At 40.2% G+C, this 15,306-nt stretch carries 14 protein-coding genes; 10 read left to right on the forward strand and 4 right to left on the reverse strand.

From position 1 onward, the window contains the following. The first annotated feature begins 28 nt into the window (after positions 1-28). Both JL001_RS16160 and JL001_RS16165 read left to right on the forward strand, forming a co-directional pair. Entirely contained in the window at positions 29-436 is a 408-nt protein-coding gene (locus JL001_RS16160) for a hypothetical protein (protein ID WP_200977928.1), read from the forward strand. Positions 437-740: 304 nt separating this feature from the next. Next, positions 741-1,316, forward strand: a complete 576-nt coding sequence (locus JL001_RS16165; protein WP_200977931.1) for an imm11 family protein — start codon at positions 741-743, stop codon at positions 1,314-1,316. A gap of 128 nt (positions 1,317-1,444) precedes the next feature. On the opposite strand, the gene JL001_RS16170 is transcribed toward JL001_RS16165, so the two are convergent. Next, entirely contained in the window at positions 1,445-4,063 is a 2,619-nt protein-coding gene (locus JL001_RS16170; protein ID WP_200977933.1) for a helix-turn-helix domain-containing protein, read from the reverse strand. A 208-nt stretch (positions 4,064-4,271) separates the two neighbouring features. On the opposite strand from JL001_RS16170, the gene JL001_RS16175 reads away from it, so the two are divergent. From JL001_RS16175 to JL001_RS16195, 5 genes are all read left to right on the forward strand, one after another. Continuing rightward, entirely contained in the window at positions 4,272-4,841 is a 570-nt protein-coding gene (locus tag JL001_RS16175; protein ID WP_200977935.1) for an ankyrin repeat domain-containing protein, read from the forward strand. Between the two features lie 24 nt (positions 4,842-4,865). Continuing rightward, positions 4,866-5,975: an acyltransferase family protein gene (locus tag JL001_RS16180; protein ID WP_200977937.1), complete on the forward strand. Its 1,110-nt coding sequence runs from the start codon at positions 4,866-4,868 to the stop codon at positions 5,973-5,975. A gap of 65 nt (positions 5,976-6,040) precedes the next feature. Next, positions 6,041-6,691: a hypothetical protein gene (locus JL001_RS16185; protein WP_200977939.1), complete on the forward strand. Its 651-nt coding sequence runs from the start codon at positions 6,041-6,043 to the stop codon at positions 6,689-6,691. A gap of 19 nt (positions 6,692-6,710) precedes the next feature. Further along, positions 6,711-7,691 (forward strand): serine hydrolase, encoded by a 981-nt coding sequence (locus tag JL001_RS16190; RefSeq protein WP_200977941.1) that lies wholly within the window; start codon positions 6,711-6,713, stop codon positions 7,689-7,691. A gap of 253 nt (positions 7,692-7,944) precedes the next feature. Next, complete coding sequence (locus JL001_RS16195) at positions 7,945-8,979, forward strand: serine hydrolase (protein WP_200977943.1); 1,035 nt, start codon at positions 7,945-7,947, stop codon at positions 8,977-8,979. A 650-nt stretch (positions 8,980-9,629) separates the two neighbouring features. On the opposite strand, the gene JL001_RS16200 is transcribed toward JL001_RS16195, so the two are convergent. The 3 genes from JL001_RS16200 to JL001_RS23295 all read right to left on the reverse strand — a co-directional run bounded on the left by JL001_RS16200 (position 9,630) and on the right by JL001_RS23295 (position 11,469). Beyond that, positions 9,630-9,980 (reverse strand): hypothetical protein, encoded by a 351-nt coding sequence (locus JL001_RS16200; protein ID WP_200977945.1) that lies wholly within the window; start codon positions 9,978-9,980, stop codon positions 9,630-9,632. Positions 9,981-10,039: 59 nt separating this feature from the next. After that, positions 10,040-11,089, reverse strand: a complete 1,050-nt coding sequence (locus tag JL001_RS16205) for a beta/gamma crystallin-related protein (RefSeq protein WP_200977947.1) — start codon at positions 11,087-11,089, stop codon at positions 10,040-10,042. A gap of 230 nt (positions 11,090-11,319) precedes the next feature. Further along, on the reverse strand, positions 11,320-11,469 hold the full coding sequence (locus JL001_RS23295; protein ID WP_200980471.1) for an AraC family transcriptional regulator: 150 nt from the start codon (positions 11,467-11,469) through the stop codon (positions 11,320-11,322). 892 nt (positions 11,470-12,361) lie between these two features. Between JL001_RS23295 and JL001_RS16215 the strand changes: the two genes are divergently transcribed. From JL001_RS16215 to JL001_RS16225, 3 genes are all read left to right on the forward strand, one after another. Next, a complete protein-coding gene (locus tag JL001_RS16215; RefSeq protein WP_200977949.1) occupies positions 12,362-13,234 on the forward strand; it encodes an AraC family transcriptional regulator in 873 nt (290 codons plus the stop codon). Between the two features lie 117 nt (positions 13,235-13,351). Further along, positions 13,352-14,272 carry an alpha/beta hydrolase gene (locus JL001_RS16220; RefSeq protein ID WP_200977950.1) on the forward strand — a complete coding sequence of 307 codons (921 nt, stop codon included), beginning with the start codon at positions 13,352-13,354 and terminating at the stop codon, positions 14,270-14,272. A 403-nt stretch (positions 14,273-14,675) separates the two neighbouring features. Beyond that, positions 14,676-15,245 carry a Crp/Fnr family transcriptional regulator gene (locus JL001_RS16225; RefSeq protein WP_200977952.1) on the forward strand — a complete coding sequence of 190 codons (570 nt, stop codon included), beginning with the start codon at positions 14,676-14,678 and terminating at the stop codon, positions 15,243-15,245. Positions 15,246-15,306: the final 61 nt, after the last annotated feature.

Consider the following 15,306-nt stretch of genomic DNA (forward strand, 5'->3'; position numbering starts at 1 on the left):
GAAATAAGATGGTTTCAATAATTACTGTATGAATAAGTTAATACAATTGGTAGGTATATTGGTTTTCTTCTCATGTAATTCTAATAATAATAGTTGTGTACAAAGTATGGAATTTAAACGATTCGATACGGCTTCACCGGATGAAGTGAAAATGGTTATTAAAATTGACAATAGTGAAATATTTCAAAAAGTTATTTCAGGAGAGTTCATTTCCTTTAAATTGAGCTGCTTGTATGAAGGAAATCTAAAGAATAAATTTCATGGTGATAACATAGACATAATCAGTGATAATACATTTTCATTCTATTTTGGTACTACATATTTTTATACCCAAAATAGAACATTAAAAAAAGCATCTCAAAATATCATTAATGAGGTGGAAGTGACTATTGAGTTTAATAATGGTGAATTATTAACCCTTTGTAACTGTAAATGAAGATGCAATCATTGCGTTTTGTAAAAAAACGATTGGTTGAACCATGCCTCTTCTCCCTTTTATTTTTGCAATTTGTAATTCCCTTTTCTGGCTTTTATATCTGTCTCGAGAATGTTGAAACATATAATATTTCCGAAAATTTTTACCAGAAGACAACATATCCCCAAGACACCATCATCTGAGCGTAGTTTCAATAACTAAGTCTTTTTATTCTGGCTATTTGAAAATTACAAATGAATCACTTGCTTGCAGTCATCATAGATTTTGGAACAGGTTTCTTACAAGAATCTAAAATTTATTAAACATGAGTATAAAAAATGATGAGATGTATAGCTTGTTTGATGGGGATAGAAGAGGAGCTATGCGTGTAGATATATTGGACGATTCAGTGGAACAGGAATCACTTTTTAGAAACGGAAGCACCCATGTTGTGCGGTTTAAGCAATATGAAGGAAAGCAACTCTATGATGTAGTTCCGTCTACCTTCGCTAATATTTACTTAGTATCTTCAAAATTTCGTGATTTAATCAATAAAAATGGTTTGACTGGAATTATATTTTCTAGAGCAGAAATCCAATTAAAAGATGGAGGTGTTGAAGAAAGTTATTATATGCTATCTATAAGTTCTGATGTAGGTGAAATAATTAACTCCAAAAGTGTATTGCGAACTTTCCCTCCAATTGTTCCTTGGGGGGACGAGTATAAAAAATATGTAGGTTTGTTTTTTGACTTGGCAACTTGGGACGGAAGTGATTTTTTTACTCCTAAAGGAACATTCTACATTTTTCTTACGGAACATGTAAGACAAATTATGATTAAGGAGAATATTACTAATATAGCGTTAAAACCAATTTCAGAACTGATAAATAATAAGATTTAAATTGTTCAATATTTCCGTAGGGAAGGCTTATTCAAGTTATCTACCAAGGAAATCCAACTTGGTAAAGATTACTTCTTCACCCTACTGTTCTGGAGTTTGGGTACGATATATAAACATTCCCTTTACATTTAAATCAGTTCCTTTTCCTCCAGGGACTTTTCTAGTCTGGCCTGATTTTCCCAGAACCGATCCTCGATCTTTTGCATGACCTTATCAAATGCTGGATGATCTCTCAAAGGGTTTACCAGTGGGTCGATTTTCATAAATACAAGCATCCAGTATTGAAAATTATCCTGCGTTGCAAACCTATTAAGATGTTCAATGGCTAGGTCTATTTTCCCCTCATTAGCAAATTTCATAGCCAGGCTTGCATTTTTGTAGATGGACTGGTCATTTTCACAATATTCCGTATAAGCCTGATAATAATGCTTCGATTGTTCTTTCAAGCCCATCTTTTCATAAACCTTACCGATCCTTAAATCTTCCTGAGGATAAATATCCAGTCCATTTGCTTCTTTGGCAGTTACGAATTTATTGAAGAAATAAAAAGCACTGTCATAGTCCTCCTCGTAAAAGTAGAAATTGGCCACCTCCTGCAAGATGTCTAGTCGTGTGGTATCCTTTTTCCAGACCTGTTTTAACGTTTGTTTGGTCCGTTCAATATCAGGTTCCTTGGCATACATGATCAAGGCCTTTACATAAGGTGCAAAATAGTTTTCTGGAAAGAGGTCAAGTGATTTATTGATATAGGTAATCGCCTCATCAACAAAACCATTCTGGATAAAGGCGTTACTAAGGTTTAAGTAGAGATAGCTCAGGGTAACAGCATCATTGGCTGCCACATCAAGCTGAACCCCTTTCAAGGCGTACTCCAGGTACTTACCAGAGTTGGGAATGATTCTAAAATAGAAATCTGCAAGCATCTGTATGGCAAAAGATGAATTAGGGTTATATTCCAGGGCCTTTTCAAGGTGTGGCAGGGCTAGGCTGTACTCCTTTGTTTGTAGATAATAAAAAGACTTGGCGATGAGACTCTCAGCAGATTTTGAATCATAAAGCAAGGCCTTATCTGCATAACTATTAATCTTTTCGGTGTACTGTTTCTCCAATTGGGATATTTCAAGAAGATAGTATGATATAGCGATGTTGGCATAAGCCAGGGCGAATTCAGGGTCTAGTTCTATCGCTTTTTCCAATAATCCAACGGCTTGTTGAAGCCCATCATGCGTTCTTGAATGAAGCGGGCCAAGTGCCCGAAGATAATAATCATAGGCCAGCAGGTTTTCAGTAGGTTTTTTCTCTATAAGATCAAGTTCCGAAGGGGTTACGATGACTTCTATGGAGCTGACTATATTACGAGCCACTTCATTCTGCAATTCAAAAACATCGACAACTTCCCGGTTATACTGCTCTGCCCAGAGATGCCGATCCGTTGAGGCTTCAATCAGCTGGATATGGAGTAGTATTTGGTCTCCGATCTTCTGACCACTGCCTTCTACAAAATAACTGACCTGGAGTTCTTCGGCTATTTCGGGAATGGTCATATCTGTGTTTCTGTATTTTTCTACAGAAGATCTGCTGATTACCCGCAGGTCTTTGATTTTTTGAAGATTGTTCAGTGTTGACTCCATGAGACCATTCACGAAATACTGGTTCGATGAATCACTGCTCTCATTTTTGAATGGCAACACGGCTATGGACTTATCATTTGAACTTACAGCCGAATCTGACCCCAATTTTCCATTGAATATTTCAAAAGAGTAGACAAGGATTGCCATTAGGAGTACGGTTGTAACTATTAAGGACCATTTCACAATCGGTTTTCTCTTTGAGACGCCAGCATCCAAGCGCTCAATAGCACCAAGTTGATCATTGGAAACGGCATACACTTCCATGGGCTTGGTAACGTTTTTCAGTTGATGAATGCCCATGGACACCGTTACAAGGTCATCTTGATTTTTAACTTCATCATACACCTTGTCGGAGATATAAATACTTCCAGTCTTGGCAAGAGATTCAATACGGGAAGCAACATTTACTCCATCCCCGATGATCTCTTCATCTGATACAATGATATCGCCTGAATGTATTCCAATTCGAATGGGGATTGTAGGTTCCTCCCTAAAAGCAAGTTGCATTTCAATGCCACACCGCACGGCATCGATAGCACTTGAGAATGTACTTAATGTGCCATCACCATAATACTGCAGAATGCGCCCGTTGTATTTTTTAGTCGTAGAATCAAAAACTTTTCTATGCCGATCTCGATAGGCAACACCTTTCTTTTCATCCGTTTGCATAAGGGCAGTATATCCCTCAATATCAGTGAACATAATCGCCACTAACTGTCGATGTCTGGCCGATGTGACTGCTGAACTTTTATCAAGCTTTCCTCTTCTTCCTACCTCACCAGGCGGATAACCATAGTATTCTCTGAAGCATTTGATAAAGTAGGAAGTACTTCCAAAGCCAACGTTGAAGGAAACTTCCGAAACAGTCAGGGAAGTCTGTCCAAGTATCTCCATACTTTTTTCTAACCGAACCTGACGAATGAACTGACTCGCTGAAAGCTTAGTTTGTTGCTTGATCTTTCTGAGTAGGTTAGAACGACTCGTATGCATGGCTTCTGCCAGGTCAGAGACACCGAATTCTTCATTGGAGACGTTCTCAAGGATGATGGATTCCGCCTGATCTACAAAATTTTCGGTGTTGGAAGGAGTGTCTGACATATCTTTTAGGTAGTTCAAAAATAATAAAATTTATAGCAATCCAACAATATTGGGATTTTCCATAGTGCAATGAAGAATTGGGTTATTTGCTTCATAATTTATATCCCTGCTTCATAGTTTTTATGACTTCCGCAAACTTTATGGATTTGGATGCATAGCTCATAGGTCTCACTTTCACTCTTCCCTGATCTTTGTAAAAATCAATTAATCACAAAAAAACAAGATTATGAAAGCGTTAAAGAACAGCTCCTTAGCAGTACTCATGAGCCTAGTGCTGGCGGTATTATTAACCTCTTGCGGTCATACCAATGGCCATGAGAAAAGTGCATCAGGAATTGAAAAGCCTGAAATGAATATTCACTCCGCAGTAATAAATGGAAACCTGGAAATAGTAAGACAGCATATAAAGGCAGGCACCGACATTAATGAAATAGAACCCATGAGTGGGTCCACACCTTTGATCTCAGCTGCTACATTCGGTAAAACAGCTATTGCTCAAGCACTGATAGAAGCTGGTGCAGACTTAACCCTCTCAAATAAAGAGGGCACCACACCGCTTCATGCAGCAGCCTTCTTTTGCCGGGTTGAGATTGTACAGTTGCTGATGGATGTCAATGCTGATAGGACACTTAAAAATAGTTTCGGAGCCACTCCCAGGGAAACCGTTATGGGACCATTTTCTGAGATCAAGCCCATCTATGAAATGATGCAACAACAGCTAGCACCATTAGGCATGCAACTGGATATGGAGCAGCTCGAAAAGACCCGCCCTGTAATTGCGATGATGCTACAGTAACAAATCGTTAAAACAAAGAATCTGATGATAACTGAAAGAAGAAACGATATTGACTGGCTGCGCGTAATTGCGATAGGATTGCTGCTAATCTACCATGTCGCCATCATTTTCCAGCCATGGGCCATGTTTGTAGGATTTATCAGGAGTGATGAGCTGCTGGAAAGTGTGTGGAAGCCCATGACGATGCTGAATGTCTGGCGGATTCCTTTCCTGTTTTATGTTTCAGGTATGGGCGTTTATTTTGCCATACGCAAACGAAACTGGGTGCAACTGTTGACTGAGCGTTCGAAGCGAATTCTTATTCCCTTCGTATTTGGCATAGTAGCTATAGCTCCGCTGCATTTTGCGGTTTTTCAGGAATACTACAATCTGCCTTTAGGCTATTATCCACATCCGGCACATTTGTGGTTCCTGGGAAATATATTCGCCTACGTACTGATACTTCTGCCACTCTTTTACTACCTGAAGAAAATAGAGGGTGGCAGGTTTATGAAAAGTTTATCGACCTTCATGATCAACCCACTCGGCCCTCTGTCCATATCGGTCTTTTTTATCCTCGAAATTTTGATTGTAAGACCGCAGGTCTTTGAAATGTATGCTCAGACCTGGCATGGCTTCTTCCTTGGATTCCTGGCTTTCTTTTTCGGATTTCTTTTTGTGTATGCTGGCAAGACTTTCTGGCAGACTGTTTTGAAATGGAGGTGGCTTTACCTGGGAATGGCGGTGATATTATATGTCATCCGGTTGGTGGTTTTTGAACTTAAGTCACCCGGTTATTTCATGGCTTTCGAATCTCATTGCTGGATCCTTTCGGTTTTCGGATTCGGATACAAATACCTGAACAAGCCAAGTAATATGTTAAGCTATCTAAGCCAGGCTGCCTACCCGGTGTATATCATCCATATGTTTGTATTGTATTCCGGGGCTATTATCATTCTTCCATTAGATATACCGGTAATGCTAAAATTCTTATCTATCACCGTGTTCACGACTATAGGGAGTTATTTGATTTATGAATTCATCATTAGGAGGATAGGTTTCTTAAGGCCGTTGTTCGGGTTAAAATGGACCTTCAACAAATATCAAGACGCAAAAAATGCTATGGAAACCGTGGGACCCATAAGACAAAAATAGGCTCTTAGATTACCATTCAAGTTTCGATTAAACTTCAAAAATCTCCGTTTTTAAAAATTACTATTATGAAAAATCTATCTATAATTCTCTTCCTGTTCTGCGCACTTAATGCTTTTGCTCAAACCAATTCACCATTGGGTAAAGAAAATGAAGTAACCCATAAGTGGCGCGTAAGTATGCCTTATTTTATTATTACCGACCCTCTTGGGGGAGGGTGGAACGATCGTACAAGTACACAAATGGTCGAACTTCATATAAAACGTAACCTGGACAATAAGAATATCATAGGGCTGAAGCTTGCCACTTGGCGATTATTCCAACCAATGGGAATCCAATGGGGGGATGGCCTTTTGGATAAGCTAGAGACAGAAAGTGAATTTTATCCAGGACATGTGCGAGAAAGAGGAATAGGTATAACCTACCAAAGAATGCTATGGAAAGGGCTGTTTGCCACTGTTGAAGTGCTACCACAATTCCAAACCTATATGGATCTGGATGGTAATCATATTGGAAATGATTTTAAGATTTATAATTCCTATCATTTGGGCTACCATATCGCATTTGGTAAGAAAAAACGGTTTTTTATAGAGCCACAGGTTCATTGCCAGCACTGGATGTTTGATAACAATGCTCCTGATGGATTTGAGGCATTGGACGATAAATGGGCGAACTATTTTCTGTTTGAGCCGAACATTTACGTTGGAGTGAAATTTTAAAGTATCGTCACCTTCTAAAATGAAAAACGGGAATTCACTTGTAATACAAACCATTTCAATCCTGGCATTTGGCTGTATTCTAGTAGTTTTATCGGGCTGTGCCTTTGGTCTACAGCCTTTACCGGACACAGTTCAGGAAGAAATAAATGATGGAGTAGATCACGGCATGGATGGCGTCATCGTCTGTGTCAATCGCCCAGATGAAATCAAGCTTTACGCTGCTGGTTGGAAAAACCGTGAACATCAGATTCCTGCTGACCCTAATGCATTGTTTAAGATTGCGAGCATCAGTAAGTTATATATCGCGGCTACGACTACTCGATTGGTTGCCGATGGAAAATTATTATTGGACAAAACACTGGCTGAATATATCCCAGAAATATCCGGAAACATTGAATTTGCAGATCAGATTACCCTGAAGATGGTGCTCAAACACCGAAGCGGTATACTCGATTACAGTTCTCAACCAGAAACTGCAGGAGAAAAATTTGATGATTACCTCTCATTCGCAGCCCGGATTTATGGCAAGTCTGCGGTATTTAGGCCCAATAAGAAATATGGATATTCTAATACCAACTATTTGTTAATCGGGGAAATCATCGATCGGACATTAGCGTACTCTCATCATACTTATCTACGTGATGAGCTATTAAGGCCACTTGGTTTGAGTAATACCTACAATGTACCAGGTGAAGTGGAATTGGAAGACGTGATGAGCGGATACATCAAAGGTTGGGAAGCGGATGTAAAGGACTGGGAGTTTCCGCTGCCTGGCGGCTCCATGATCGCCACTGCAGAAGATGTAAGCATCTTTTTAAGGGCACTTATCGATGGCACCTTGTTCTCACCTGAGGAGCAGGACATCTATACATCGGTTTATCCTTACGAACATACCGGTTGGTTACCAGGCTACACGAGCATTGCTCGCTACCACCCTGACATTGACGCAGTAGTGGTCCAGTTTGTAAATACCAGTGGCAAAGAAATCTACTGGCTCTAACTCAAAAGGCTATATAAGCGTAATGTTAGAATTCTTGAAAAGAAATATAAATCCATAGAAAAATTACGATGAAAAAGCACATACCATTGAATAGCACCTTCATTCAACGTTTATTTGGTCACTTAAGAAATCATCACTCGAAATATATGAAGTACCTACGATCCGACCCATTGTTAAAATTGGTGCTTTCACCTATAATAAGACCTTCGAAAACCCCATATTGCTTAATTGTAACTTCTAAACTTACTTGACCATGATCTCTCGAAAGACCATTGTAATTAGAATAGTACTTCTTGTTGGGACAGCCATTTCCTTATTCTTCGTGCCTTGGCTGCTGGTGAAAGCATGGATACTTCCGCTTCCGGATACAGTCCAAGAACAGGTCGATGAAGCCATTGGCCATGGATTTGACGGAATGATTGTGTACATAGATCAGGCAGGAAAGCCTTCACAATATTTCGCCTCCGGCTGGCACAACAGAGATGCAAAGATTCCTGCCCAACCTCACGCCTTGTTCAAAATTGCCAGCATAGGAAAGCTCTATGATGCAGTGGCAGTAACCAAAATGGTTAGCTCAGGACGCTTGTCATTGGATAAAACCCTTGCTGATTACATGCCTGAATTGGTAGGTACTATTGATAATGCCGAACAGATCACGTTAAGAAACATGGTCCAGCACCGAAGTGGGATTCCTAATTATACAGATGCGCCAAATTACTGGGCCACTCCTTCCATGACCTATGAAGAAATTCTCACCTTGATTCAAGGCCTACCGGCCAACTTTGAACCAGGTGAGGATTATGAGTACTGCAACACCAATTACCTGCTATTAGGTAAGATCATGGATAAGGTGCTGGGGTATGAGAACTACCGATTCAAACAAGAAGAAATCCTGACTCCACTCAAGCTGACCAATACATATGGATCATTGAACGAAGTGAATATGGATGATGTAATGAGTGGTTATCACGTTGGACATCCACACGATTTAAAGGCAGACGATCTTGGAATGGTAGCAACTGCCGAGGATGTAGGCATCTTCTTAAGAGCACTTAACGATGGATCTTTATTTATGGAGGGCGAAAAGGAAATCTATTCTTCCATCTACAAATACGAACACGCAGGATGGGTACCAGGATATCAAAGTTTTGCAGCGTATTATGAAGATATAGATGCTGTGGTCATTACGTTCTACAGCACAACGGACCCTAAACTTTACAATTGGAATTTGTCTGAAATCATAAATAGTCGAATAGTCAACATATTGAGAAAGCAAAAGAGCAACTAATCGTATCTTTGAATAACTGCTATTAAGGTTTATGTGGTTTGGTGTTGGGCATTGCAAATTCTGCTTATTGGGGGTTAAAAATAGGCTAATTGAGAAGTTCAGAGGGACAGTGTCAATTTTAATCATCCCGCACCTGTGAGCTGAGGAATAGCACAGCTGGGGAATTTGGCTTGTGAATTGAATTTGGGAAAGAGGCATTACAAATGCCCCTGATTTATAGGTCCAGATTGCAAATCTGGACCAGCTGGTTATTAGGAAACTGTATTTTCCTTACGTTTTGTCCCCGAAAGTAATCGGGACAGGCTTAGACACAATAAGTAACAACCTAGCCTAAAGTCAGGCAGGAAACCTTTCCTTACTTTTTGTCTTAGACACAAAAAGTAACAAAAAAGTCAAGCCAGAAATCAAGCTTCTGCCCGCAAGCCCTCCGCTGGCCCGCATTTCTGGCTTCCCTCGCGCATCCTAGAGGAAACAGTGCCTGCTACATATTACGGCGCAAAGGCTAAGATATTTTAATCTTTGTGAGCATTTCAAACACCCGTTATAGATAAGTATGAATTGAAAATAGGTAAAGCGTGGAGTTCGGTAAAGGGGGAAAGTGTATTGTATGTTGAGATGAGTTTTTGCTTATTTTTAAGCTTTCCAACTTTTTATTCAGTAATGTTTTGTTCCTGATGGGCATCTTGAATGCTTCGCATTTTCATTGATGAAAAAGTAGGCAAACCTGCCTGCCGGCAGGCAGGAAGTCTAGGACGTGGAGCATTAAACGGATTTCGATGGGTATTTCGTTTATTATGGATTTGGTAGGTGTAAAGAGGAGACATACAGGGAAACTCAACTTTAGGTGATCCCACACCTTTGCACCGTGGCGTAGCACAGCTGGCGTGACAACAGACTGACAGGACTACAGGGACTTTGGAAAAGGGCAATAAAAACTGAAAAGCGATGAAGGCCATCGCAATAGGAATACTACTCCTGCTAGCGCAAGCAAAAAGTATCATTCGCTTTTCAGTAAGGTCGGAAACCCTTTATCACGAAGGGTCATCCGGTAATCCAAACCCTAGGCTTTCACAGGAGTGAATTTTTCAATCACAACGGTTCCCACAGAGGCGCTTTCAATCTCGATAGTCACTTCTTGCTTGGTCGTACGGTCAGTCCCCTTCAATCCCAGGGTGTAAATGGCCTCTATGGTAGTGCTGCGTGGTGTCAGCGTCATGAAAGCCTTTGCAATATGCTCAGGAGGAATGTTCAAAAGCAGCCCTTTGGATACGGTAACGGTCCTGCTCTTGGTCTCTTCCCGGCCAAAGGTAAAGGTATTCTCAAAAGTAGCTGTAATGGTTTGTGACAAGCTGGCGCTCAAAGGGCCTTTTTCTATCCCAACTGTGACCGTTCTGCTTATTTCAAGTCCAAAGAGGGTAGAGTTGCTAAACGACCTGGTGAAGGTCTCCTCGTAGGCGGTTTGTAATTGAAGGTTAACCTGTTGCTGCAAACTCGATCCGTTTTGTGCCGTGCTCTCAATAAGAATGGGTTCACCATCTTTGGGTACCTCGCTGATGTATTCAATGTTTGTCACTTCCAGATTATCCTGTACGATTTGGATACTTGAGACTTTATCGTCAAAGCCAAAAATCCCCAGGTCGTGGTACTCACCAGGTTCCAGCGTAAGCGAAGGGCCTTGCAAGTTAGAATCTCTAAATAGGGTAATCGTAACTCCTTCAGGCACCCTCACCGAAGAAAAAACATCATGTTTTAGAAAAGGAGAATCAAGATTGGTCACTTGCCCGGTTGCCGCCAAATTTTGCTGGATACCACTGAAGTTGATGCTTGTGTAGAATTCGATAATAGGAAAAATTTCCGAATCGTGATCGAATACTTTTACCGAGTCGATTTTGTTGTTTTGTCCACCCAAGTTGGCATAGTCGCCTGCAAAAAGGATAAAGGAGCCATCTCTGAATCCTCTAGTAATGAAGAATTCGGCGTATGTTCCAGGTTCCACTTTTACCGAGCTTAATTTATCGATACCCAGCGTGGGAAGAACGGGATACTTCCCTGCTTCCAGAGTGACATTATCACCGGTGAAATTTAATCCGTCAAAAATTTTAATAGCCATAACAAAAAGGTTTTAAGTTAAAGAAAAGGTAGGGAGATATGCCATGCCTTCTCACATAAAAGATGAATAATAGGTTAATACAAAGATGGGGAGAACCTACAGGGGAGTGTTATCAAAAAACCGACAAATAATATCAATATTCCGACAGGGGTATAAAACAAAACCGACACCCTTGTATATCTCCGACAAGTGTGTTCCACTGGCCATATTTATAATTCATTAGTCGCTGTTCATGCCAATTTTTCATTAACCATGGAAAGACTTAGGTCAAACTCTCTTTTGAAACACTTGGAAAAGTAAGAAGGGCTGGAGAAGCCTATTTGAAAGGTGATTTCAGCAATGTGGTACGATACATAGACACCCTTTTCATTTAAATCAATTCCTTTTCCTCTGAGGGCTTTTCTGGTCTGGCCTAATTTTCCTAGAACCGATCCATTACTAGGGGAAGTAGGTCACTTCGCTTTAATATCCTGGGAATTTGTAGTTCCCGTTTCATGATTTTATAGTTTTCGCTAGAATGTTAAAATATATACTATTTCCAGGAATTAATTTACCTGGAGGTAACCTATCCCCAAGGTATATGGTAGAAAAATGTAAGGGAGAAGGGGGAGAGATGGGGTTATAGTAAGGGCGTAAAGCGTATTGTCTGTTAAGATGAGTTTTACTTCTTGTGGCCAAACTAAGGTGAATTTTTGCTTATTTTTAAGCTTTCCTACTTTTTCCATTGATGAAAAAGTAGGCAAAAAATCTAGGCCGTGGAGCATTCTTCAATTTGAGTGAATTTGGTTGCCGATAACAATTCTTTTGTCTCAATTTGATTTTGTGCCAATTGCTATTGGCTAAAAATGAGTGGATCTCGCTCGTTCACTTCGCGAGCTAACTCATTTTTTAACGCCCCCATCAACTGTCCCAAAACCGAATGCTCCAAAGGCCCATTAATTGGATTTCGATGAGTATTTCGTTTATTATGGATTTGGTAGTTGGAAAGAGGAGACATACAGGGAAACTCAAGTTTAGGTGATCCTGCACCTGTGAGCTGAAGAATAGCACAGCTGGGGAATTTGGCTTGTGAATTGAATTTGGGAAAGAGGCATTACAAATGCCCATGATTTATGGGTCCAGATTGCAAATCTGGACCAGCGGGGGTTTCATTACGTTTACAATGTCGTTTGGGGAAGGGGACTTTAGTGGGCTACACCTCTGCGATCATTTATGAATGTAAATTCCTTTTTACCAACGGCGGTATTATTCAATTATATGTACCTTTAAAGTATGATCAGTTTCAAAGATTTCGATTCCTTCAATAGCTATATTGGATTGTCAGAGCCATTGAATCCCCTGATTGATGTGGGGAGGTATGGTCCTGATGTACTTTTGGATTCGGAAGCCATTGAGATTGACTTTTACCGCATTTCCTTTAAGACCAATTATATCAACAGCAGTTCCCCTGAGTATGATCCTGAAAATCCTCGACCAATTACGGCTGTATTCTTTAACAGTCCGGGTAACCTTTATGAATGGAAACTGGAGGACAAATTCGAGGGATTTTATATCCAATTATCAAAGGAACTGATCAATAGTCACCGATACCTCTTCCAAAACTACTTGGAGTATGGGGAGCATGAAGCGCTTCACTTGACCAGACAGGAAGAAAGTGAAATCCTGTCCCTTTTTGAGTTGATCCTTGGTAAATATCAAAAACAGCAAGAAAGCCAAAATGTGTTGCTGGCCTATATCAACCTTTTTTTAGGTCTGGTGGAGTCCTATTACCAACGGCAGTTTGCCACTGAAGCACAAAAATACAATCATATCATCAGTGAGTTTCAGCAACTGTTAAGGGATTATTATAAGGGAGAGTTCCAAGGGATCCCAACGGTGAAGTACTTTGCAGATCAATTGAAATTATCGCCTAATTATTTGGGCGATATCATTAAGAATTTCACGCATCGGTCTGCCATTGACACCATTCATGACCATATCATTTTAGAGGCAAAGAAGCTACTGGAGAAAAGTAATCTGAACAGTTCTGAAATAGCCTTTGATCTGGGCTTTGACTACCCGAATTATTTTGCCAAGTTTTTTAAAAAACAGACAAAACAAACCCCAAAAGAGTACAGGTCCAGCATAAAGACCAAGACGGTATGAGCAACCATTTTTACAAAAAGATCACCCATCAGTAAAATGTTTCCTTTTTGCCTGTAATATCTACAGAACGGGCGGATGGCTAATTGGTAATTTTGAATAAACAAAATCATTACAATTATGCCACAAGAAAAAATCAATTTCAAAAACAGCAATAATGGTAACATCACCATGTCAGCCATTATCAATTTCCCTGAAGGTTTTGACAAAAACCAACAATATCCTGCTATTGTGGTCAGTCACCCTGGTGGTGGCGTAAAAGAACAGACCGCAGGTGTCTACGCCAAGAAGTTGAGCGAAAATGGATATGTCACCATTGCCTATGATGCTTCCTATCAAGGTGAAAGCACCGGGGAGCCGAGGCAATTGGAAAACCCCTATATCAGGACCGAAGATGTGAGTGCTGTGATCGATTACCTGACCACACTCTCCTATATAGATCATGGTAAAATTGGTGCTATGGGCGTATGTGCCGGAGGAGGCTATACTTGCAATGCCGCGATCAATGACCATAGAATCAAGGCTGTAGGGACAGTGAGTGCAGTTAATATTGGCCAAATGTTCCGTAACGGATGGGAAAACAATGTAAAAGACGAAGAAGCCCTTCCTTACCTGTTGGCAGGAGCCGATGCCCGCTCCAAGGACGCCAATGGCGCTGAGTTGGTAACCATGCCACTCGCACCACTAAAAGAAGAAGATGCACCGAACGAAGAACTGCGTGAGGCTTGGGAATATTATCATACTGATCGCTGCCAGTGGCCTACGGCTCCTGGTTTTGCCACTACCAGGAACCTTACTCAAATCATAACTTATGACGCCTACAATAAAGCAGAAGCTTTCCTTACCCAGCCTTTGTTAATGGTGGCCGGAAACAATGCAGGCAGTAAATGGATGAGTGATGACCTGATAGAACGCGCTGCCAGCAAGGACAAGAAACTTTATGTGGTAGAGGGCGCAAACCATATGTCCATGTATGACAACCAAGAGTATATTGATGAGGCGATTGACCAGTTGGCACCTTTCTTTAAAGGGAATTTATAATCACCAAGCAAGAAACTTGGTACAGCACCCAAGTTTCTTGTTTAATATTTGGACTTTTATGAAACAGACCAAAATACTGGTGTTGGGAGCAAGTGGAGCAACTGCACAACACGTAATCAAAAACCTAACAATCAGGGAGGAGATAGCACTCAGCCTGTTCGCATGAGCTATAAAAAAACTAGAAAGTCATGGAACTGCTGCCAAAATCATTCAAAGCAATGCCTTAAATCCAGAAGATCTTAAAGGAGCCTTCATAGATCAGGATATATTTTATGCCCATCTTTCCGGGCAGATGAACAAAATGGCAAATGAGGTGCCTTGGCCATTGATTTACTGAAAATCATTAACTTTAATAATGTAACCGATGGTTATATGGACGAAATACACAATTAACCCGCATTGAATGAAAGAGGCATTAGAACAAGTATTGATTTCTTATGGTGAGTTGTCTAAAGACAATATAAACAGGGGCTTGGACTTTTTTACCCCAAAGTTTTATAAAAAAGGTGATTTTCTAATTAAGGCTGGAAAAAACTGCGATTGGATTGCTTTTGTATGTTCTGGAATAGTTAGAAACTATTGTATCTCCAGTAAAGATGAAGAAGTCACCTATTGTATTACATTTCCCAACAAATTTATCACTGCTTACTCCTCATTCATCTCAGACCAACAGACGTTTGAGAACATTCATGCAATGACCGATACAGAGGTGTTGATTATTGAAAAAAGAAAGTTTAGAGAACTGATAAATACGAGTAACCAATGGCTTAAATTTTCGAATTATTTTACAGAGCAAACCTATATTTTGATGGAGAGCCGTTTATTGGCACTTCAAATAGAGTCTGCTGAAAAACGCTATACTGATTTAGTATCCAATAATCCTGAATTCGTTCAGCAAGTTCCATTAAAATATATTGCTTCTTACCTTGGTATAACACAAAGACATCTTAGTCGTCTAAGAAGCGTCATGTAATTATTGGACAATTGTCCTTTCTGCTCTTTTAGTATGACCCTATTTTTGCATTAAAATAGGA

The sequence above is a fragment of the Echinicola sp. 20G genome (genome assembly GCF_015533855.1).
GTDB lineage: Bacteria > Bacteroidota > Bacteroidia > Cytophagales > Cyclobacteriaceae > Echinicola.